At 54.4% G+C, this 20,162-nt stretch carries 22 protein-coding genes and 1 pseudogene; 12 read left to right on the top strand and 11 right to left on the bottom strand.

Translation table 11 applies throughout. The annotated features are described in order from the left end of the window. Positions 1–326: 326 nt before the first annotated feature. Entirely contained in the window at positions 327–815 is a 489-nt protein-coding gene (locus HDF12_RS07350) for a transporter (RefSeq protein ID WP_179581887.1), read from the bottom strand. On the opposite strand from HDF12_RS07350, the gene HDF12_RS22265 reads away from it, so the two are divergent. From HDF12_RS22265 to HDF12_RS07340, 3 genes are all read left to right on the top strand, one after another. After that, the gene (locus tag HDF12_RS22265) at positions 808–1,155 is read left to right on the top strand and encodes an MFS transporter (RefSeq protein WP_257025402.1); all 348 of its coding nucleotides are present in this window, start codon (positions 808–810) and stop codon (positions 1,153–1,155) included. The genes HDF12_RS07350 and HDF12_RS22265 overlap by 8 nt on opposite strands. A gap of 44 nt (positions 1,156–1,199) precedes the next feature. Next, positions 1,200–1,652: an MFS transporter gene (locus HDF12_RS22260; protein ID WP_257025401.1), complete on the top strand. Its 453-nt coding sequence runs from the start codon at positions 1,200–1,202 to the stop codon at positions 1,650–1,652. Positions 1,653–2,043: 391 nt separating this feature from the next. Next, positions 2,044–4,854: an MGH1-like glycoside hydrolase domain-containing protein gene (locus HDF12_RS07340; RefSeq protein ID WP_257025400.1), complete on the top strand. Its 2,811-nt coding sequence runs from the start codon at positions 2,044–2,046 to the stop codon at positions 4,852–4,854. Here the strand turns inward: HDF12_RS07340 and HDF12_RS22830 are convergent. After that, a complete protein-coding gene (locus tag HDF12_RS22830) occupies positions 4,782–5,102 on the bottom strand; it encodes a PDDEXK nuclease domain-containing protein (RefSeq protein WP_218892326.1) in 321 nt (106 codons plus the stop codon). The two genes, HDF12_RS07340 and HDF12_RS22830, sit on opposite strands and share 73 nt — an antisense overlap. Positions 5,103–5,283: 181 nt before the next feature. On the opposite strand from HDF12_RS22830, the gene HDF12_RS07330 reads away from it, so the two are divergent. After that, the gene (locus HDF12_RS07330) at positions 5,284–5,691 is read left to right on the top strand and encodes an MFS transporter (RefSeq protein WP_179581886.1); all 408 of its coding nucleotides are present in this window, start codon (positions 5,284–5,286) and stop codon (positions 5,689–5,691) included. Between the two features lie 558 nt (positions 5,692–6,249). After that, complete coding sequence (locus HDF12_RS07325; RefSeq protein WP_348641578.1) at positions 6,250–7,443, top strand: hypothetical protein; 1,194 nt, start codon at positions 6,250–6,252, stop codon at positions 7,441–7,443. A gap of 473 nt (positions 7,444–7,916) precedes the next feature. Here the strand turns inward: HDF12_RS07325 and HDF12_RS07320 are convergent, their stop codons facing one another. The 6 genes and pseudogenes from HDF12_RS07320 to HDF12_RS07295 form a co-directional block, all read right to left on the bottom strand. Beyond that, complete coding sequence (locus HDF12_RS07320; RefSeq protein WP_179581884.1) at positions 7,917–8,318, bottom strand: nuclear transport factor 2 family protein; 402 nt, start codon at positions 8,316–8,318, stop codon at positions 7,917–7,919. 96 nt (positions 8,319–8,414) lie between these two features. Continuing rightward, positions 8,415–9,152 (bottom strand): SDR family oxidoreductase, encoded by a 738-nt coding sequence (locus HDF12_RS07315; protein WP_179581883.1) that lies wholly within the window; start codon positions 9,150–9,152, stop codon positions 8,415–8,417. A gap of 12 nt (positions 9,153–9,164) precedes the next feature. Further along, the gene (locus HDF12_RS07310; protein ID WP_179581882.1) at positions 9,165–9,431 is read right to left on the bottom strand and encodes a hypothetical protein; all 267 of its coding nucleotides are present in this window, start codon (positions 9,429–9,431) and stop codon (positions 9,165–9,167) included. Further along, a complete protein-coding gene (locus HDF12_RS07305) occupies positions 9,428–10,093 on the bottom strand; it encodes an NmrA family NAD(P)-binding protein (RefSeq protein ID WP_179581881.1) in 666 nt (221 codons plus the stop codon). Before HDF12_RS07305 ends, HDF12_RS07310 begins: the two co-directional genes overlap by 4 nt. 349 nt (positions 10,094–10,442) lie before the next feature. Then, positions 10,443–11,050 (bottom strand): annotated as a pseudogene (locus HDF12_RS07300) (SDR family NAD(P)-dependent oxidoreductase). A gap of 136 nt (positions 11,051–11,186) precedes the next feature. After that, entirely contained in the window at positions 11,187–11,927 is a 741-nt protein-coding gene (locus HDF12_RS07295) for an SDR family NAD(P)-dependent oxidoreductase (RefSeq protein WP_179581880.1), read from the bottom strand. Between the two features lie 169 nt (positions 11,928–12,096). Here HDF12_RS07295 and HDF12_RS07290 point away from each other — a divergent pair, with 169 nt between their 5' ends. Next, complete coding sequence (locus HDF12_RS07290; protein ID WP_179581879.1) at positions 12,097–12,651, top strand: TetR/AcrR family transcriptional regulator; 555 nt, start codon at positions 12,097–12,099, stop codon at positions 12,649–12,651. Positions 12,652–13,131: 480 nt separating this feature from the next. Here the strand turns inward: HDF12_RS07290 and HDF12_RS07285 are convergent, their stop codons facing one another. Both HDF12_RS07285 and HDF12_RS07280 read right to left on the bottom strand, forming a co-directional pair. After that, the gene (locus tag HDF12_RS07285) at positions 13,132–13,536 is read right to left on the bottom strand and encodes a putative quinol monooxygenase (RefSeq protein ID WP_179581878.1); all 405 of its coding nucleotides are present in this window, start codon (positions 13,534–13,536) and stop codon (positions 13,132–13,134) included. Between the two features lie 92 nt (positions 13,537–13,628). Beyond that, positions 13,629–14,579 (bottom strand): AraC family transcriptional regulator, encoded by a 951-nt coding sequence (locus HDF12_RS07280; protein ID WP_179581877.1) that lies wholly within the window; start codon positions 14,577–14,579, stop codon positions 13,629–13,631. A gap of 151 nt (positions 14,580–14,730) precedes the next feature. Here HDF12_RS07280 and HDF12_RS07275 point away from each other — a divergent pair, with 151 nt between their 5' ends. Genes HDF12_RS07275 through HDF12_RS07255 form a run of 6 tightly spaced genes read left to right on the top strand, consistent with a single transcriptional unit; the run spans position 14,731 to position 18,307 of the window. Continuing rightward, positions 14,731–15,216: a (R)-mandelonitrile lyase gene (locus HDF12_RS07275; protein ID WP_179581876.1), complete on the top strand. Its 486-nt coding sequence runs from the start codon at positions 14,731–14,733 to the stop codon at positions 15,214–15,216. A 23-nt stretch (positions 15,217–15,239) separates the two neighbouring features. Then, positions 15,240–16,007, top strand: a complete 768-nt coding sequence (locus HDF12_RS07270) for an SDR family NAD(P)-dependent oxidoreductase (protein ID WP_179581875.1) — start codon at positions 15,240–15,242, stop codon at positions 16,005–16,007. A gap of 8 nt (positions 16,008–16,015) precedes the next feature. After that, a complete protein-coding gene (locus HDF12_RS07265) occupies positions 16,016–16,675 on the top strand; it encodes a carboxymuconolactone decarboxylase family protein (RefSeq protein ID WP_218892324.1) in 660 nt (219 codons plus the stop codon). Beyond that, positions 16,575–16,883: a carboxymuconolactone decarboxylase family protein gene (locus HDF12_RS21980; protein ID WP_373563859.1), complete on the top strand. Its 309-nt coding sequence runs from the start codon at positions 16,575–16,577 to the stop codon at positions 16,881–16,883. Before HDF12_RS07265 ends, HDF12_RS21980 begins: the two co-directional genes overlap by 101 nt. A 51-nt stretch (positions 16,884–16,934) precedes the next feature. After that, complete coding sequence (locus tag HDF12_RS07260; RefSeq protein ID WP_179581874.1) at positions 16,935–17,327, top strand: DUF2255 family protein; 393 nt, start codon at positions 16,935–16,937, stop codon at positions 17,325–17,327. Next, on the top strand, positions 17,309–18,307 hold the full coding sequence (locus tag HDF12_RS07255; RefSeq protein ID WP_179581873.1) for an aldo/keto reductase: 999 nt from the start codon (positions 17,309–17,311) through the stop codon (positions 18,305–18,307). The genes HDF12_RS07260 and HDF12_RS07255 overlap by 19 nt, the downstream gene beginning before the upstream one ends. Before the next feature lie 941 nt (positions 18,308–19,248). Here HDF12_RS07255 and HDF12_RS07250 read toward each other — a convergent pair. Further along, positions 19,249–19,851: a hypothetical protein gene (locus HDF12_RS07250; RefSeq protein ID WP_179581872.1), complete on the bottom strand. Its 603-nt coding sequence runs from the start codon at positions 19,849–19,851 to the stop codon at positions 19,249–19,251. Positions 19,852–20,162: the final 311 nt, after the last annotated feature.

The following is a 20,162-nucleotide window of genomic DNA, read 5'->3' as shown; positions in this document are numbered from 1 at the left end:
AAGTACGCGAAGTCCGTTGAAGCTCGCATGCGCCACGCTTCCTCCATCTCCAGCCTTATCAAGATCGTGGACTTTCATCCCGCATCGGGACACCGCCTGCAGAAGCGATGTCCGTTCAAATACATCTATTTTGAGAGAAAGACCATCTTCTGATAATAGAGGCGGCTGTCAAGATGAGCCTAGTCGACTGCCTCAAACACAATACGTCCAGTCAAAACCAGCCCGTGGTTATCGGCGTGGAAGCTGGATGTCGCAATCTGCATCCCCGTCCCCAACACTATCCCCAATCTGTCCTTCGGTCTTTGCGAAATTGATCTTGCTTACCATCAATCAAGGAGTAATAACACCTGACTCTTATCATCATTGGTGCTGCCGTGATAATAGCTTGCATTCACTTCAACCTCCGGCCAGAAATACTTTCCCATCTTGCACTCAGCAGTTGTATTCAACTGCATCGTTCTGTCAATCTGTTGCACAGAACTCGTTGGTAACACTGCACCCAGGGCTGACTGTACGTCGAAATTGCCAAAGCCTTCGCCGAGTACCACCGTGGGAGTTATCGTCGACACCGCGGTCCCGTTTTTGTAGCTCCTCGTAGGCACCGAGAACGCTACCTGCACGAGCGTCGAGTAGTTTCCCTGTTTCGCATTTGCCGCAAACGGCCTATATTTCGCAATCACCGAGAAGTCTCCAGCGCCATCCGCCGCCTTCGGCGTATTGTGCTGGATGTACGGCGGCAGGTTGATGTCGAACTCCGTCCGGGCAAACGGAATGAGGTTTACACCCTCGCCGTTGTCGTAGTTCCACATGGGCATCGCTGGAGCTGGCAACAGCGGCACCGCTCTAGCCGCTCTCTTTGCGCCTCGCCTCGCCATGCACTTCGGTTGGCAGCACGTCTACGGATTTGCAGCAGCCATGATGCTTCTGCCGCTGCTCGTCATGGTCATCTTCGCCAAAGAGCCGCCCGACATCGAGCGCCAGCCGTTACGCCAGCATCTCTCCTGCCTCTTCGAATCCGATGGCTGGACCTTCAACCTCATCTACATCACCTTCGGGGGATTCCTCGGACTCGCCACCTTCCTGCCCTCCTTCTACTACTCGCAGTTCCACGTCACGAAAGCCCAGGCGGCAGCCTCACCGTACTTGCAACTCTAACCGGCTCACTCACCCGCGTTCTCGGAGGCTGGTTCGCCGATCGCGTGGGCGGAATCACTACGCTCTCCGTCGTCTTCCTCATAGCCATCGCTGGACTTTTCGGTTTGATGACCACACCACCACTCATCGCCACCACCTTGCTCTTCATGCTCTGCTTTGCCGCGCTCGGAGCGTGTATCGGGGCAACCTTCCAACTTGTCCCCCTTCGCTGGCCACTTACCACCGCGGTCGCCGGTGGCATGATCGGCGAGATAGGGGCTCTGGGCGGTGGTATCCTCCCCAACTTGCTCGGACAATCCAAACAACACACTGGCTCCTACCACGCAAGCTTCCTGCTCTATGCCGTCCTCGCAGTTGGGGTGCTTCTCATCATACGGACCGTCGCCCGCTCCTGGACCCGTTCCTGGATAGCTCCCGGTGGTCGCGCCATCGATGCTGCGCCTGCCGATAGCGCTGCGATCGTTGGATCAGGACGCATTGAAGAAATTCCGGTCTGAGTGGCAACGCCAGCAACTACACCAACCTGGGTCGCGGCCGCTACATGGACATCGTCAGTCTTCTATCCGACCCACCGCATTTCACGACTCCTAGGCGACCGCGTTAGAGTGCTCGCAATTTTGCATCAGGAGTAAGATAAGCAGCTGGCACGAGAAGCTTGGTGTGGCTCGAGACGAACGGTATTAACCTGAGCAGGCAGTGAACTTGCTGCGTCAGATTGAAGTGGCTGTAGCGACCTGAAAAACGACAACGCCAGCATGTAAGGCAGCCGAGATCGTCGAGCCGATGTACTTCCGTTGATACAGGGAGTAACCATTTGAGTAATTCGCGTTGCGCGCTAAATTAGGAGTAGCTGGGAACAGCCGTTGGACGGGTGAATAGTCTGCGTTGATGAAGTACCGCAAGATCAGAATCGTGTATTTCCCGGCATTCAAACTCCAAGCGGACGGTATAAGAATCATGATTGATAATGCGACGTCAAAACGGCAGGGAGCATTCAGTCAATTACCGAGTACGGCAGAAGATACCAGGCTTGCGAAATCCAATTCTCGCGAGGAGAATTGGCAGCGATGGGGAACCTATCTTCCAGAGCGGCAGTGGGGCACTGTGCGGGAGGATTATTCGGCTGATGGAAATGCATGGAACTTTACTCATGACATGGCGAGATATCGTGCCTATAGGTGGGGCGAAGATGGAATCCTCGGTTGGACCGATCGTGAGTGTCGGCTATGCTTCGCCCCCTCGCTATGGAACGGAAACGACCCTATCTTAAAGGAACGTCTCTTCGGACTGGGGAATCCAGAGGGAAACCACGGCGAGGACGTCAAGGAGCAATACTACTATCTCGACGCCACACCAACGCACTCTTACTGCAAAGGTTTATATAAGTATCCTCAAAGGGCCTTTCCTTACAATGATCTCGTCGAGACCAATCGCAAGCGCGGATACGATCAACCGGAGTACGAGCTTCTGGATACGGGAATCTTTGATGAGGAACGCTACTTCGACGTGCAAGTGGAGTATGCAAAAGCCGGCCCCGAAGACACGCTGATCAAGCTTACAATTTCGAACCGCGGCCCCGCTGCTTCTGACCTTACCGTTGCACCCACCCTTACCTTTCGAAATAACTGGTCATGGCGCAACTTGGAACCGGGTGAAGAGACACGCCCTTGGATGCGCATGCAGGAGAGTAGCGACCGTATTGTGATTGCGAATCACAAGATACTTGGTCGTTTTCGCTTTTGCGCGATTGATGAATCTGGACCAAAGATGGAAGAAGTCATCTTTACAGAGAATGACACGAACTTTCATCGACTCGTTTCGAATTATCAGGGCTCAGTCCGATATTCGAAAGACGGCTTCGACCGGTATTTGGTTCGAGGAGAGTTGGAGGCCGTCAATAAAGAGTTACAAGGCACAAAGTCTGCATTCGTATATCGTCTGAGGCTGGGTGCGGGGGACTCGTCTGTGCTGCGGCTACGGCTAGTTCGCGAAGACAACGGTGAGCCACCCTACATCAATCAGAAAGCGTTCGATGAAATTTTAACAGCGCGCCAGAGAGAAGCGGATGCGTTTTACGCAGAACGTATTCCAGATAGCTTTAACGATGATGAACGGAACGTCTCGCGCCAGGCCTACGCGGGACTGCTCTGGACGAAGCAGTTTTATTACTACATCTCAGAGCGCTGGCTTGAAGGAGACCCTGCTCAACCAGCTCCGCCAAAAGAACGACTAGTGGGCAAGAATGCCGATTGGCGACATCTTTACTGCCGCGACATTCTCTCCATGCCAGACAAGTGGGAGTATCCATGGTTCGCTGCCTGGGACACTGCGTTTCACATGATTCCCATGGCCGAAATTGATCCAGTTTTCGCGAAAAACCAGCTTCTTGTTCTTTTGCGCGAGTGGTATATGCATCCGAACGGCCAGATGCCCGCTTACGAGTTCTCTTTTGGGGATGTCAATCCGCCTGTACATGCATGGGCGGTGATGCACGTTTATCTGATAGACGCGCGGCGAAATGAAGGCGTGAGGGACATTGAGTTTCTAGAACGTGCTTTCCAGAAGTTGCTGCTGAACTTTACCTGGTGGGTCAATCGTAACGATCAGAAGGGGCACAATCTCTTTGGCGGCGGATTCCTCGGATTAGATAACATCGGGGTCTTCGATCGTTCGATCAAAATGCCCGATGGAACAAGCCTCGATCAGGCAGATGGTACCGCATGGATGGGACTTTACTGCTCTTCCATGCTGCTGATCGCTCTCGAACTTGCACAGACTCGACCTGCTTACGAAGACATCGCCAGCAAATTTTTCGAGCACTATATTGCCATCATCGATGCCATCAATGGACTTGGCGGAACCGGCCTGTGGAACGAAGAGGATGGCTTCTACTTCGACCAATTGACTACGGCGAATCAGCCGCCAAGGGCGCTTAAGGTCCATTCGATCGTTGGCATCGTTCCTCTGTATGCGATCTGTATCCTTCACAAAGAAGATGTTGATCGTCTGCCGGGGTTTCGCAAGCGGATGCAGTGGTTTCTTGCAAACAAGCCTGAGCTGGCGAGACATGTTTCCGACGTAGAGACCTCAGATCCATTACTCTCTGGCTCTAAATTTATTGCTCTTGTGCCCAAGGAACGTCTTTTGCGGATCTTCACGCGGCTTCTCGATGAAACTGCATTTCTCTCGGATCATGGCGTCCGCGGTCTTTCCAAATACCACGACGGCAATCCATATCAGGTCGAATTAGCCGGAAAGACTCTTGTAGTAAAGTACGTTCCGGGTGAAGGAGACAGTGGCATGTTCGGCGGAAATAGTAACTGGCGCGGGCCCGTCTGGTTCCCGATGAATATCTTGCTTTTGAACTCCTTGGCGACTTATCACGCTGTCTACGGAGACACGTTCACGGTCGAGTGTCCCACTGGAAGCGGGAAGATGCTCACACTGCAGGAAGTCCAGGAAGAGATAGCGCGAAGGCTGGTCGGCCTATTTTTGCGTGATGCCGACGGACGTCGTCCATCCCATGGCAACGAGCAACGTTACATTGATGACCCACACTGGAAAAACCTGGTGCTCTTCAGCGAATATTTCTGTGGCGACACCGGTCGGGGCACCGGAGCGAGTCATCAGACTGGCTGGACGGCATTGGCAGCCACGTGCATGGAGAAGATGCATCGTCTCAAAGAAACTGTGCGCTGAAATAAATGCGGACTGCCTGTTGTCTTCATATCCACGACCTGTTGTGTGAACCAAACCGATGAGCACCAGACAGCGCGCAGTGAGCACCGACCGAAGCTGAACGGATTGCTCGTTCGCCTTGCGAGGTCGCGGTCCAAGGCTGCAAGATAGAAGGCCAGTTTGCCGAGATATTCTGGCTCAAACCGTCCCGCCTTCAATTCGATGGCAACCAAGCAGTTGGGGCCGCAATGGAAGAACATCAGGTCCAACGCGAAGTTTCAGCCACGATCTGCTACGCATACCATTCTCTTCTCACAAGACAACCTACTGGCTATTGCCAGTGTTAATCAGGCCATTTCTCGTGAACCGGCGGCAGACGGTGGTCGGTGCCGTCGGCGATGTGACGCATACCGAGCAGGAACAGGCTTGCAAACTGAAGCCCATTCAGCCATGCGCGTAAGCCCTCACCCGGCACCGCCGCGGTCTTCGTCTGTTGATAGTCCAGCTCGTAACGGACTGCACTTCATTACGTTTCTGCGTCAGAATTTGAAGATCGCGGTCCTGCGATACCACCGCGTTCATCAAGTACAGATCGGCAAGGTCATTATCTGGCTGGGCCTTCCGCAACTCCTCGTCATTCCCTTGGTGCCGAGGTTGATGCAACGCTTCGACGCGCGAATTCTTATTGGCATCGGAATACTCTTATTTGGCGGTAGCTCGTTTTTCACTTCTCATCTCGATTCGAATTTTGCGGGACCACAGTTCTATATCCCACTCGCTATCCGCGCGCTGGGTCAGCCTCTTATCATGGTTCCACTCTCTGCCGTCTCCACGGCTGGAATGGCTAAGGGACGCTAACCCGGTTCAGCCTGTGCAATTTTCAACACGATGAGAAACATTGGAGGCTCGATCGGCATCGCCGGACTTTCGACATTGCTTTCCGTGAGAGAACGCTTCCACTCGGCCCGCATCGGAGAGTCCGTGACGATTTACTCAGGTGCTGTGCAGGAACGCCTGCTGCAGTTGGCTCATGTCTCAGGGCAGCGCCCCGTCTTCGGCTCACGTGCGCGTAATTGGTGCTATAGGTGGCGCGGTCCGCCGCCAAGCATTCCTGCTCGCATACAGCGATTGTTTCCTCGCGATGGGCTGCGTGCTACTCTCAAGCGCAATTGCTTTGTTCTTTATGAAAAAAGCACGTATCTTGGGTGCGGGCGGTGGACATTGATGTGCAACAACCCACTCGGTAAACCGCAATTCAACGAGGTGATGGCTATGCCTTCTGCTCAAAAACTCGACACTCACCACAAAGCGCTCACTATTAATCTTGATACATCAACCTTTGGGTCTTTCGCCGAAATCGGCGCCGGACAGGAAGTCGCACGTTGGTTTCTTCTCGTGGGAGGGGCTTCCGGCACTGTGGCTAAAACCATTTCCGCGTACGATAAGGAAGTCAGCGATGATCTTTACGGCTCCGGGTCGCGCTATGTATCCAAACAGCGACTCGAGGCGATGCTGGACAACGAATGGGGCCAACTTCTCACGCAATTAAACGAGACTCGTGGGCCGCAGACTCGGTTCTTCTGCTTTGTTGATACCGTCTCCGCCCGTAACTTCGCCGGAACCAACGACCAACATGGTTGGATTGGTCTGCGATTCCAGTTGCAGCCCGGTGGCACTCCCAACGATGTCCTGCTGCACATCAATATGCGCGATCCTTCGAATGCACTCCAACAGGAAGCCATCGGTATTCTGGGCGTCAACCTCATCTATGCCGCATTCTATGATGTGCAGATCAAAGACTTATTTCTGGAAGGTCTGGCACAAGACGTCGTCGCGGAGCGGATCGAGATCGATTACATGGATCTTCACGGGCCAGCATTCGAGACTTGGGATCGCCGGGCCCTGCTGGTCGACCTGGTTCGTGCGGGATTCGCAGAGTCAGTATTTTTTTCCACCAAGGGCTCAGCTCTTCCCCCTACCGAGGTTCTCCACAACAAAGCCGTCGTCCTTGCACCGGGATACTTCGGCCACACCGATTCAGTTCACACGCACGTTCATTTGCGATTATTGGCTTCGGCGATTCAAGAGCTCCAGGGAGACCTCGGCGAAACAAAATCGACACCCGCTGGCTTTTTTTGCCTCACCGTTGCTCCGCTCGTGCCGGAAGAACCAGCCCCTGAAACTCCCGACGTGCTTCGTCGCATCGATTCGCTTCTCGCCGCAGGCGACGTGCTGCTTTTTCGTAAACCCGAACTCTACCAAATGACAGCTCTCGTAAACCGCCATACAAAGGCGCCTGTACGCGTCGTCGGAGGCCTTTCCATGGTGATTCGAGCGTTTGAAGACATTTACGGCAATCTCGAAGGCAGACTTCTCGAAGCCCTCGCCCGTCTCTTCGCCCAGAATGTTCGCATCTACGTTTATCCGATGACCGCCGCGGATCTGCGGGAATGGCTGAAGAGTGCTTCCGTCAACGGTTGGGAGTGGAATGAGACCAATGGATTGGTTTCGGCAAACGAGCTGCGTCGCGCGCCACCTCTCGGACATCTATTCGCCTATCTTCTCGCCAGCAACTTTCTTGTCCCTATGCGACTTCCTATGGAGGGATGAGAGACTAAGGTCGGTACCTACACGTGGACGCGGATGTCTGCCGATTCGTTCCAAAGTTGCCGCCAGCGATAGACATCCCCGTTCGACACTCGACATGCAGCATGTCCCATGGGCTATCGAGGCTCTCCCCTCGAAACGAGGTAGCCGGATCTACGCGGGTTTCTTCGACAACCCCGGATTCTGACTCGATTGAGACGTGGCTCGGAGTGAATATCGTTCGCCGATCTTTCCCGATGAGGTGAGTGACCAAATGTTGGCGATGGAGTTGAGCAACTACCTGAACATTTTTGAGCACATCCGGTTGTCCCGTGAGGTGCCAGAGCGCGCCCGTGATCGAGGCGCCGGCTCTTACCAAGTTGAGCCGACGCCAACGTTCGAGCCCGCCATGAGCTTCGTTTGCGAGTTTGAGTAGGTCGTCCATAGAACCTTGGCTGTGCAGAGAGGAGGGTTGTTGAGTGACGTGCCGCTCGTGTTTACTTCGGGAATGAGTCGCCGAACATCGGATTCCCGCTCTTAGACTGTTGCTCCGTAGCCTCGTCCTGAATGACATCCCAGTGTTCGACGAGAATTCCATCCTTCAAGCGAACGACGTCCGCGGCGATCCAGTTCGCCGGCAGTCCGATGTTGGAGAATCGGCCGTGAACGATGACGTAGTCACCTTCTGCAAGAATCACCCCGGGCTCATACTTTAGCGACGGCGGAGCAGCCTTGATGAGGTTGAAGAGCCCGTCTCGTCCCGGCTCGATATGGGCGCTGTGTTGAATGTAGTTGGGAGACCAGTACGACTCCGCCGTCACGTAATCGCGTTTATTGAACAGGATATCGAATGCTTCCAGTACGACCGCCTTATTCTTCTCCGCATTTGAATTGCTCATTGTTCTTCCTTTCTTACGAATCAATATTGGACGTTCTTGTTATGAGCGGGTTTATGAAGCTCGCTCAAAGTAACGAGGCAGCGCAGTAGCCCTCGATCAGATTTGCCCTCTGCCGCCATCAACGAACAGTTCGATACCCGTGACGAAACTGGAGTCATCTGAAGCTAGAAACAGCGCCGCTTTGGCAATTTCATCGGGCTCCCCCATCCGTCCCATCGGGATGGTGGACACGATCCGTACGATGGCATCTTCAGGTTGTCCATCGATAGCTGGCGTATCGGTCGGACCGGGGCTAACGACATTTGAGCGAATATGACGATCCTTGAGATCCGAGGTCCAGGTCCGCACAAAGGAACGGAGAGCGGCCTTCGTCGCGCCGTAGACACCGAAGGCCGGCGTACCTTTCACGCTTGCGACCGAGCCATTGAGAATGATAGATCCACCGTCATTCATGAGAGGAAGGGCCTTTTGTACCGTGAACAGCGTTCCCTTGACGTTGATATCGAAGAGTCTGTCGAAATGCTCTTCCGTGATCTTTCCCAAGGGAGCAAATTCAGCGACGCCGGCGTTGGCGAAAACGACATCGATTCTCCCCTTCGACTTGACGGCCTCGTAAAGACGATCAATGTCGGTCAGTTTGGCGATGTCACCCTGAACGCCAGTAACGTTGTTACCGATTGCTTTCACGGCCTCGTCGAGTTCCTTTTGACGACGGCCAGTGATGAATACGTAGGCACCCTCGTTCACGAAGAGCTTTGCTGCAGCGAACCCTATCCCGGTTGTGCCACCAGTTATCACTGCTACTTTTCCTTGCAGCTTTTTAGTTGCGGCCATCGGTAGTCTTCCTCACTGTCCCTTATTCAGCTGGGGCTTGTCTTGATACGCAGCCGCAAAAACATCCTGCACGAATTTTTCAAACGAAGTCGGTGTGCTGTTTTCCGGTGAACGCGGCTCTAACGCAACGAGGACTCCTGCGTTGATGGCCTTGTACATCTCGATGTACAAAGCGGCTCCCTTCGGCGGAACACCCATTTGCATCAAGGCCTGCTGCACCTGGTTATACGGGAACTGCTGGTAACGCAAATCCGGTTTGCCAATGTCGCGCGCAATCACAGCGATAGCTTCCGTGATCGACAGGTCGCGCTCGCGCCAAGCAGTTCGCGGGTTTGTTTGCTGGAAAAATCCAGGTGCAGGAGGCGTTCGACTGCGTAGTCGCCGACGTCGCGCGTCGCGATCATGGGCAGCTTCACGTCGGGTAGCAACGCATTTCCGAACACTCCCATCCCATGAATTGTGCCGATCGCCGCCAGATTGTTCTCCATGAAATAGGCGGCGCGCAGGTGCAGAACGTTCAAACCGCTGATCGCGTTCAGTTTTTGTTCCGAAGAATGCAGTCCCGCGACTGGCCCCGTACCTTCCGGAACTTGCGCACCATAGCTGCTCAAGTGCACCGCGTATCGAAGGCCGGATTCCTTCACAGCTTTCGCGATCGCGCTACTCTCTCGCTCCTGGTCCTCCCGGGATTTCGCTGGCGGCAACAGCAAGTATGCCGCGCGCGCACCTGTGAAGGCATTGGTGAGCGCAGCCGCATCGCTCATGTCGGCCGTGAACGCTTCCGCGCCTTTGTCCACAAAGCGCTGTAGTCGCCCCGCGTCGCGTCCCCCGACGCGCACCTTCTCGCCCTTCAATAGCAGGGAATTGGCGATGATCGAGCCGGTGTTCCCGCTTGCCCCCAAAATCACATACATGCCATTCAAAGCAACGGGTGAAATCATAGCTAGTACCTCCTTAATCTCTTAAAAAGGGTGTCGGACGTCTTCAGGATAAGCGCGTTGTTTTTCGACTGTCACTTCGTGAATGTGTCGCCAAACATGGGAAGGCAGCTGACGGATTCGGCCTTGGTCGCCTCGTCCTGCAGAACATCCCAATGTTCTCTAAGAAGACCGTTTCGAATCGGACGACGTCGGCCGCAATCCAAGCTGCGGGCCTTCCGTTTCCCGAGAAACGGCCGTGCGCGATGACGTAATCGCCTTCTGCGACAATGAGTTGGTTTTCGTAGCGCAACGTTTCTGGCGACGACGGACCAGAGCGAACAACCCTTCGCGTCCCCGCGCGATGTGCGCACTATGCTGGATGTACTTCGGCGACCAGAATTGTTCTGCTGCCGCGTAGTCGCGTTTGTTGAAGAGAGTGTCGAAGACTTCGAGAACGATCGACCAAAGTCTCAATTGCCCCTTTGGTAGAGGCGTAGGCAAGAATCGAGGGATTTTCCACGTCGGGCTTGCCAACCACGGTACGGGCAACAGCAGATGAGACAGCAACGATGCTTGAACCGTCGCCAAGAACCGGCAACAGTTGCTGTACCAGGAAGAACGGGCCTCGGACGTTTGTCGCAAAGAGGCTGTCAAAATCCTCTACCGTGTAATCCGCAATGCGTGCCGCCTTGCTGATTCCGGCGTTGAGCACAAGCACATCCAATCGATCGCCGACGATGGAGCGAACCTTCTTGGCAAGCAGCGAAGTGCCCTCTGGAGTTTTTAGGTCTACCGAGATTGCAGTCGCGCGTCCACCTTCGTTTGGATTTCGGCGACGAGAGATTCCGCTTCCTGCGTGGAGCGGCCATAGTGAACCAGGACGTGGGCCCCGGCCCTGGCAAGCGCAGCCGCAGTTGCGCGTCCGATCCCTTTTGAGGCCCCCGTTACCAGCGCGGTTTTGTTTTGCAATATAGCCATAATCCCCTCTCTCAGATGTCAGTTACGAGTGCGCACCTGAAGTCGAAGGAGAGCCGACTCCTTTAGGTCGTCGGATCTCAACCAGGTCAGCACGGATACCTCTGTCGTAAGGCCCATTGACTGAGTGCGCGTTGGTTCAAGCGTTCATTCCGCCATCCACGGTAAGATTCGCCCCGGTGATGTACGAGGACTCCGCACCGGCGACAAAAGCCACCATCGCGGCGATCTCATCTACGCGTCCATAACGGTCGAGCGCTGTTGCGGCCTTCTGTGGTATCGCCCAAGCACCCGAGGCGGGATTCAAATCCGTGTCGATCGGACCCGGCTGGACGTTGTTGACCGTAATGCCCCGGCTCCCCACCTCTCTGGATAGTGCCTGGGTAAACATCTTGACGGCTCCTTTCGTGGCCGCGTAGGGCACAAGCCCGGGAGCGACAGCACGCTCACCCACAGCCGAACCGACCATGATGATACGACCACCATCCTTCATGTGCTTCAGCGCCGCCTGCGTGGTAGCGAATACACCGCGGACGTTGATGTCGATCACACGATCCATCTCCTCCTGCGTCGCCTCCTCGAACGGTTTCGGAATGGCGGTGCCGGCATTGTTCACAAGCACATCAAGTCGACCGAAGGTCGAGACGGCCTTTTCGACTGCACCCTTGACTGCTTCAACGTTAGCAGCGTCCGCCTGGATCGCGATGGCCTTTCCGCCACCGAGTTCAATCGCTCTGACTACGGCCGAGGCCGCGCTGGCGTCCTTTGCATATGTGATGGCTACGCTTGCTCCATCGGCAGCCAGACGCTTCGCAATAGCTGCGCCAATGCCCCGCGAACCGCCAGTAACCAATGCCACTCTCTTCGCTAACTTAGACATAGAATCTCCTTTGGTATTTCTCGGAACAATTCACGAAGTCGGTTCGGTAGCGATCTTGCCCGATCGTGTCGGACCCGTTATGAACCATTCAGTTCTATACGATGATGAAGGCGGGGCGAGGATGCAGAAATATTGAACTATTTAGTTCTTTATCGGATAATGTGTGTCTATGGGGCGCCCGAAGAACTTTAGTCGTGAGGAAGTGCTGGAGAAGGCGATGCCTGTCTTCTGGAAACATGGGTTCGCAGATACCAGTCTTCAGGAACTGGAACGAGCCACAGGCGTGAACAAGTCAGGGCTGTATAGCGAGTTCCGAGACAAGGAAGATCTTTTTGTTGCTTGCCTTCGCCACTATCTTGAGAGCCAGGAGAAGAGAGGATTTCTTACCAGAGAGCCTCTTGGCTGGAAGAACGTCGAGAATTTTCTCAAGAATGGTCCTCTTAACAAGGGGGAACAGCAGGGGTGTTTTTCCGTCAATTCTATGCGGGAGTTCGCTATTCTTCCGGATGAGGCTTACGGGGTCGTGACGGACAATCGAGCGCTATTGCAGCGCCTTCTCGCCATGAACATCGAAGCCGAAAAACCCAGGATGGCTCCTTCAGAAATTGCGGAGATGGTGCTGTCCTTCTTCTCCGGATTGTGCATTGAACGCAACCTCAAATCCGGAAAAACCTCGTCGACCCGCAAGATCGAAAACTTTATGACAGCCCTTCGCAATCTCTAATCTGAGCCGACGCCGCTGCGCTTCGGACCGCGGCTACCATCTTCTGCCTTATCGGGCAGCGTTAGAAGATATCGATCTACGTCGAATGCAAACGGTCCGTTAGTGAGCGAGATGGCGCTCACTAACATGAATGGTCATATGGTTTAGTTTCAGATTGCCGGCATTCCGAAGTTGCTAGCAGTTCCGCGACGGCTGCACCGCCGACTTGTCCGGTACCACCAAGGATAATTGCCGCGAAACTCTGCTTCACAAATAGGACCTCTGCTTCGATAAGGATGCAACAGCCCCGTTCACTCCAGAGGGAAGCATACTTGGTCTCGGTTATACATTGAGCCAGTGAAGCATCGCTTTTCTCAATTGGCGCTATCAGGCCAACTCACTCATCGAACCATGAAAGCTAAGGCATTGGATTACTTCTGAGAAGCACGTTTGCTGTTACCGATTCCAAAGATATCAATTGCCGAACTACCCGCTCAGGGCTCATTTTTGAGCTTTCGTGCCGAGCAGAATCGGGTCAGTATCGAGAAGCGTGAGTGACTTCACCATTTGCAGTGTCTGTTCTTTGTATTTCTTGAAATGGGGAGATTGCAGATGCGCTTGATATGAAGCAGCATCGCGATAGGTCTCGAAAAGACGAATCTGTTCGGGATGAGCTTTTACGGAGACGGCATACAAGGTCAACACGCCCGGTTCCGTTCGGATAGAAGCCTCTATTTCTTCTTTCAGCGCCGCTTTGTAGGCGTTCAATTGGTCAGGATAAATTTCCAGTTCTGCGAGTCTCACAATGCGGTTATCCACCGGTTCGGTGTATCCACGCCTGACTGCCAGGAAGAGACAAGAGGCGATCAGCGGTAGCCCAAGAACTAAGGCTTGTTTCATTTTCATACTCACCTCCTGACGGCCCGCTCGGCTGCCTGTACCAGCTCAGCAAGTTTTTCTGAGGTTCCTTCGCCTCGCGGCTCAGAACGCCAGAAACTTCAGACGACACTTTCCAAAGCTGTGTTGACGTTCTTCAACGCCTTAACATCTCGGATTGGTGGTAACCCGAAGAATCTGCTGTACTCACGGCTGAACTGGCTAACGCTCTCATAACCCACTTCATATGCAGCAGTCGTAGCGTTGAATCCGTCCATCAGCATCCGCTGGCGCGCGGTTTGTAGGCGCAATTGCTTTTGATACTGCAACGGACTCATCCCTGTGAGAGCCCGGAATTGATGATGAAGGGTTGAAACGCCCATCCTCGCTGTAGAAGCGAGTGCTTCCATGTGCAGAGGCTTCGCATAGTTTTCTCTCAGCCACGAGATTGCTCGTCCTGTTCGTTGAACCAGATCGCCACTCGTTGCGATGGCGCGGAGTCTACCTGCCTGCGGTGTCCGAAGAATACGATACAGGATCTCGCGGTGAGCCAACGGACTAAGAAACGGTATATCCTCTGGCGTGTCGAGAAGCTCAAGCATACGCATCGCGGCCCTGAGCAACCCAACGGTGGTCTCACCAACAACGAGGCCTTGACGATGCGCAGAGGGTGGCCCCTCTGGAATGTCATCTCGGCTCAGAACTTCCCGGACCATCGGCATGTCGAGGCGCAGGAAAATTGACAGTAGCGGCGTCTTCTCCGAGGCTTCGATGATCTGGCTCTGAGCGGGCACATCGATTGATGAGAGCAGGAACGACCAACCATCACACAGATACTCCGTTCCGCCGAGCAGGATGCGCTTTCGTCCCTGGACAAAGATGCTTAGGCCCGGTTCGTAAGAAGCCCGGAAACAAGGAGTTGGACTCGTCCGGTGATAGAGCGACAGTCCAGGAATCGGCGTCAGATGTTCTCCAGGCTCCTCTGCCAGCTCTTTAATTCTTTGCGCAAGAGAGCGCCTCATTTCGATCGCGGCCAAATCTCGCGATCCCGCAGTTCTTTTGGGCTTCAGCATCCTTCGCCTCCCCAAAATAGCGTAACTCCAGGCAACCAAGCATGTGCATGAAATCCAACGAGCAGACAGGATCGTGCAAAGAATTGGCAGGATCGGGAAGGCGTCGACACCGCTCAGTTCACTAACCTTTGGGTAGGAGGAAGGGTTGAAAATGAGAAACCCGGTTGCCGTAACACTCTTGCTGGCTTCTATAGTGATGAACGACGTTGCTGCTGCCCAGACGAGCACTCCGCAGATCACGATCACGCCGGCCACTGCGCAAAACGTTATTACGGGCTCCCCCAAGCGATTTACTGGTTCCGTTCGTGTGCAATCGCTCTTCGATCCGACTGAGCCAAGCCGCACCAGCGGTGGCGCAGTGACTTTCCAGCCAGGTGCACGCTCGGCATGGCACACCCATCCGCTCGGCCAGATCCTGATCGTGACGGATGGTGTTGGCTGGATACGGCAATGGGGTGGTCCTGTTCAGGTCATTCGCAAGGGCGATGTCGTCTGGATTCCGCCGGGAATCAAGCACTGGCACGGAGCCACGCCGACCACCGCGATGACCCATATCGCAGTGCAGGAGAGCATCAATGGTGTCGCGGTGAACTGGCTCGAACATGTCACGAATGAGCAGTACCAACTCAACAAATAAGACAAGAATTTGGAGGAATGCAGATGAACATCTCGTTTGAGAACAAAGTTGCACTTGTGACAGGAGCCGCGTCCGGACTGGGACTCGCTACAGCCAAGGCGTTTGCTGAATCCGGTGCGTCTGTAGTGTTGGCTGACTGGAACGAAAAGGAAGTGCAGTCCGCGGCAAAGAGCCTTGCAGATAAGGGACACAAGACGTTGGCTCTCCGCTGTGACGTATCGGATGATACGCAAGTAGAAGCGATGGTGAAAGAGACCGTCGCGGCCTTTGGTCAGCTCGATGCGGCCTACAACAACGCGGGCATTCAAAACGTGCTCGTCGAAACTGCCGACTACCCGCGCGATGATTATGATCGCGTCATGGCGGTCAATCTGCGTGGCGTATGGAGCTGCATGAAGTTCGAGCTGCAGCAGATGCGGACGCAAGGCAGTGGCGCTATAGTGAACTGCTCCTCGTTGGGAGGTCTCATTGGCGGAGCTCAGCGTGCAACATATCACGCTGCCAAACACGGTGTGATCGGCTTGACCAAGAGCGCCGCCCTTGAATACGCAACACGCGGCATTCGTGTGAACGACGTGTGTCCAGGCATGATTCGGACCCCGATGTTAGACAAGATGGTCGAGGAAGGTCAGGGGGAGGAGCTCGACAAGATGCTCAGGACCCTGGTGCCGATGGGACGCATGGGCGAACCCGAAGAGATAGCGGATGCCGTTCTATGGCTTTGCAGTTCAGCCGCCAGCTATGTCACCGGCCAGTCGATCTCGGTCGACGGCGGTTATGTGATGCGTTAGAGAAAGTGATGAGCGTCCAGCCGGGCAGCGTCCAAAGAATCAATACACCAACACGGCGTGACGTGTTGAAGGCAGCCATGGACGGCATGATTGCCACGCTTTGGGGAGGTAGCCCGGCTTACGCCGAGGAGGAGAGAATGACGACTACAACGAAATCCTATGCACTACCGTCCGTGTTGACCTATGACGACGTCCGAGCGGTCTCGCCGGCGTTGGAGCACTATACGAAGGTCGCACTGCTCGATGGTCTTTGGCAACGGCCCGAGCTTTCCCCGCGTGACCGCAGTATCGTCACGGTGGCGGCTTTGATTGCTCGCATACAGACCATCGAGATGCCGTATCACTTCGCGTTGGCTATAAACAACGATGTAAAACCCAGCGAACTGTCAGAGATCATCACGCACCTGGCGTTTTATTCCGGCTGGGCGAATGCCATGTCTGCGGTTGCCGTGGCGAAGGACATCTTTCATCAACGTGGAATCGGCATCGACCAGTTACCTCCAGCGAAAGACAAACTACTTACACTGAATGAAGAAGCAGAGAGACAGAGGGCAGAGGGCAACGCAAGTGAGCGCCAACTTTGGCGCCACCTCTCCGGGGCTCGTGCAGAATACGACCGATCTTCTGTTCCGCGATCTTTGGCTTCGCTCCGCTCTCGCGCCTCGTGATCGAAGCCTGGTTACCGTGAGCGCGTTGATTGCCTCCGGGCAGGTCGCGCAGATCACCTATCACCTCAGTCGAGCGATGGATAACGGACTGACCCAGGGACAAGCCTCTGAAGTGCTGACGCACATTGCCTTCTATGCTGGTTGGCCCAATGCCTTTTCCGCTCTGCCCGTTGTCAAGGATGTCTTCGAAAAACGACAGAAACACTAGCACATCGAAGCAGGAGGATCGAACGAATGAGTTTCTGGCCGAAAAGACGAATTGAGAAAGATCGCCGACACCGACGATCTGCACATCTCGCCGTTCCGAGAGGATGGGATGACGTACGGCACGCCCACTTGGATCTGGTCGGTCGTTGTAGACGACTCGCTTTATGTGCGCGCTTATCACGGCACGGCTTCGCGTTGGTACAAAGCCGCGATGCAACAGAAGCGTTGGCGGATCACCGCAGCGGCGATAACAAAGGACGTCACATTCGAGGCATTAGACGGAACGATCAACGATCGGATTGACGATGCCTATCGAGCAAAGTACAAGGCCAGCCCTTACCTTCAACCAATGATCAGTAGGCGTAGCTGTTCGGCAACGGTGAAAATCGAACCAGCAAGACATAAACGCAGGGAGATGAGGATACGATGCAAAAGAAGATGCTAGGAACCAGTGGGCTCGAGCTCTCTGCCATCGGGCTGGGATGCATGCGCATGAGCGCTGGCCACGGAGAAGTGAGCGGGACCGAAGAGGAGATGATTGCCCTGCTCCGAGGCGCAGTCGAACGGGGTATCACCTTCTTCGATACGGCTCAGGTCTATGGTCCATTTTTAAACGAAGAACTCGTCGGAGAGGCGCTCGCGCCGTTACGGGATCAGGTGGTCATCGCGACCAAATTTGGCTTCGACTTTGGGCCTAGGGCAGACTCTAAGCCACAGGGTCTTTGCAGCCGTCCCGAGTACATCCGACAGACCGTGGAGGACTCGCTGAAGAGGCTCCGCGTTGAAGCGATCGACCTTCTCTATCAGCATCGCGTTGACCCCGACGTGCCGATTGAAGAGGTTGCAGGCGCGGTTCGAGATCTGATCCAGCAGGGCAAGGTCAAACACTTCGGGCTCTCGGAAGCGGGAGCACAGACGATCCGGCGTGCCCACGCCGTCCAACCTGTTACGGCGCTGCAAAGTGAATACTCACTGTGGTGGAAGCGTCCCGAGGAAGAGATAATCCCGACGCTTGAGGAACTGGGCATCGGTCTCGTTCCTTACAGCCCTCTGGGAAAGGGGTATCTCACCGGAACGATCACGGAAGATACGAAGTTTGATCCAAATGATAACCGGGGTACCTTCCCGCGGTTCTCACCTCAGGCTCTAAAGGCGAATCGTGGTTTGATCGATGTCATTCAAGCGTTCGCAGAGCGGAAGCATGCGACACCGGCCCAGGTAGCGCTCGCGTGGTTGCTTGCGCAGAAGCCCTGGATCGTTCCGATTCCTGGTACTACAAGACTACAGCGACTGGAGGAGAACATCGGGTCGACTTGCGTCGAACTCACAGCGGATGATCTTCAGGAGCTGGACAGAGCGACTGCCGAAATTCCTGTCGAGGGCGACCGGTATCCCCCGGACCTTGAGCGCATGACCTATCGATAGCGACGTAATTGCTCCAGGTAAGTCTTTGGGTTAGTGTCTCGCAATCGGAAGGCAGCTCAGTATCAACTGGTGACTTCAGGGCGTAGGACTCATTGAAGGTCGACTCGCCTTGTCTACGCAACCGTCGCCCCGGCGCGCCAACGATCTGAATAATCGCACTCCATAGTCCCAGGAAAATGGGATTCACGCGGACCGATTTTCCGCCACGCATTCTGTAGTATATGAGGTTAGCGAGGGACAGTCGAGCGGAGCCGCCGAAGACGCGCTAATCATCTAAGTATATAAAAATAAAAGAGATGCGCATTGTACCGTATTTGTACAGGACGGAGATCATCCGCCGGCGAGACGGTTGCCCTCGGCGGATTTTGAGACCGTAGGAGCCTCAGGTTCACCGCCCAGAATCATATGGATACAGCAACTTACGAAACGTCATCGTTCGGTTCCGTAAGGTTATTTGAGGGTCTGTGAGTTCGGTTGGGACAAAGTTTGGACAAAGTCCATCGAGCCCTTCCCTCAAGTGCTAAATTAGCATATCAAACAAGCCAAACTACAGCAGAGAAATTGGTTCTAACGCCGGTTCTCTTTCTCGTAAGACGATGAGCGTAAGCCGCGCAAATATGGGAAAAATTGCTTCCCATTCAAAAGAGCGCTCACTTTTCTTTCCCCAAACCCATGCGCGGCAGGAATAACCCCTTCATTTAAACATATGTACTGAACCATGCAATCCTGCCATTTGTGTGGAAGGATTGCATGGTTTTGTGGGAGATGGATCAACGGCTCTCAATCGTTCGACGTAACCTAGCCGCTTCGCTATCCAACCCAGCCTTTTGTAAGGCATAAATTGCATCCCATACCAGGCGCTCAAGAATCTCGATGCGCTTGTCCCGCTCCGCTACAGCCGCATCTGAGCCACACCATTGACGAATGATTGCCCATGACGCTCAATATTGATTCAACAAAGGAATGAGATATTCATGACCCGGGCGGGCAACATCCATAGACCAGTTTCGTTCCGTGGCCTCTATCGCAATCAAGACTGGCGCGGGTTCCACCATGCAAAAGCTGCGTGCCAGCTCGGCAGCTTGGTCATGCGGTAGATGTAGAACGCCATCTCGACCTGCAAACGCCGGCCATTTGAGCGTGTACTCAGGAAGCTGGCAGCGCGTTCGCAGTCGATTCAGCCAGTCCCGAGTTGTTCGTAGAATTCCGCGGTCGTAGCTGATTCCTTCGCCAACGCTTTCGAAAACCTGTTGAAGAGCTTCAGAGACAGGTGAACTCCCCTCATAACCATGGATAGAGTTGTACTCGCGAAGACGGGCGAAATCTGTCTCCTCTTGCAGGAATAGCTTATGTTCTTTCCAGGGGACGAGGATTTGTGCCGTTGTCACATAGTCCACCAAGCCTGGATGGGTATCGATCCACTGAGCCTTCCATTTGTTTCCCCTGATATGTTCGATCAGGCGTATCCGCGCAAGCGGGTCGCCAGCGATTCGCTTCTCACGAAATGCATACTCATTACCTGCCTTGAGTTCTGATTTCAGCATCGTCTGCTCGGACGCACGAAGTGGCACACTCAGTCTTTGACGGATCAAGGTAGCTCCCGGTCATGAGCGGGGGCGGTCCCCAGCCCAGGACCTCGTCGATCTCAGCGCCAGTCACCCTGTCAAATTGCCAAGCACTACATGTGATGATTCGATCAGTGATTGCAGATACCGGCAGCTTCATCGGAATAGTGCCGCCCAGCATCCTGGTCACCACGTCGCCCACGTTCAAATTCTCGAATCCTGTCATTGTGCCAACGCGATCTCTAATGTTAATTTTTGTGCTACAAAATGTGACTAGCTCTGCTCGAAGA

The organism is Tunturiibacter gelidiferens (assembly GCF_013410115.1).
Taxonomy (GTDB): domain Bacteria; phylum Acidobacteriota; class Terriglobia; order Terriglobales; family Acidobacteriaceae; genus Edaphobacter; species Edaphobacter gelidiferens.
Note: the sequence above shows the minus strand (reverse complement) of the source record. Positions and strands in the feature narration are given on the sequence as shown.

Coding starts and splice junctions, on each gene's coding strand:
- HDF12_RS07275 (WP_179581876.1), top strand. CDS start 14,731: ATGAGAAACCCGGTTGCCGTAACACTCTTGCTGGCTTCTATAGTGATG.
- HDF12_RS07305 (WP_179581881.1), bottom strand. CDS start 10,093: ATGATTTCACCCGTTGCTTTGAATGGCATGTATGTGATTTTGGGGGCA.
- HDF12_RS07250 (WP_179581872.1), bottom strand. CDS start 19,851: ATGCTGAAATCAGAACTCAAGGCAGGTAATGAGTATGCATTTCGTGAG.
- HDF12_RS22265 (WP_257025402.1), top strand. CDS start 808: ATGGGCATCGCTGGAGCTGGCAACAGCGGCACCGCTCTAGCCGCTCTC.
- HDF12_RS07285 (WP_179581878.1), bottom strand. CDS start 13,536: ATGAAAATGAAACAAGCCTTAGTTCTTGGGCTACCGCTGATCGCCTCT.
- HDF12_RS07350 (WP_179581887.1), bottom strand. CDS start 815: ATGCCCATGTGGAACTACGACAACGGCGAGGGTGTAAACCTCATTCCG.
- HDF12_RS07265 (WP_218892324.1), top strand. CDS start 16,016: ATGAGCGTCCAGCCGGGCAGCGTCCAAAGAATCAATACACCAACACGG.
- HDF12_RS07295 (WP_179581880.1), bottom strand. CDS start 11,927: ATGTCTAAGTTAGCGAAGAGAGTGGCATTGGTTACTGGCGGTTCGCGG.
- HDF12_RS07270 (WP_179581875.1), top strand. CDS start 15,240: ATGAACATCTCGTTTGAGAACAAAGTTGCACTTGTGACAGGAGCCGCG.
- HDF12_RS07280 (WP_179581877.1), bottom strand. CDS start 14,579: ATGCTGAAGCCCAAAAGAACTGCGGGATCGCGAGATTTGGCCGCGATC.
- HDF12_RS07330 (WP_179581886.1), top strand. CDS start 5,284: ATGCGCGTAAGCCCTCACCCGGCACCGCCGCGGTCTTCGTCTGTTGAT.
- HDF12_RS07320 (WP_179581884.1), bottom strand. CDS start 8,318: ATGAGCAATTCAAATGCGGAGAAGAATAAGGCGGTCGTACTGGAAGCA.
- HDF12_RS07290 (WP_179581879.1), top strand. CDS start 12,097: ATGGGGCGCCCGAAGAACTTTAGTCGTGAGGAAGTGCTGGAGAAGGCG.
- HDF12_RS07315 (WP_179581883.1), bottom strand. CDS start 9,152: ATGGCCGCAACTAAAAAGCTGCAAGGAAAAGTAGCAGTGATAACTGGT.
- HDF12_RS07255 (WP_179581873.1), top strand. CDS start 17,309: ATGCAAAAGAAGATGCTAGGAACCAGTGGGCTCGAGCTCTCTGCCATC.
- HDF12_RS07340 (WP_257025400.1), top strand. CDS start 2,044: ATGAAGTACCGCAAGATCAGAATCGTGTATTTCCCGGCATTCAAACTC.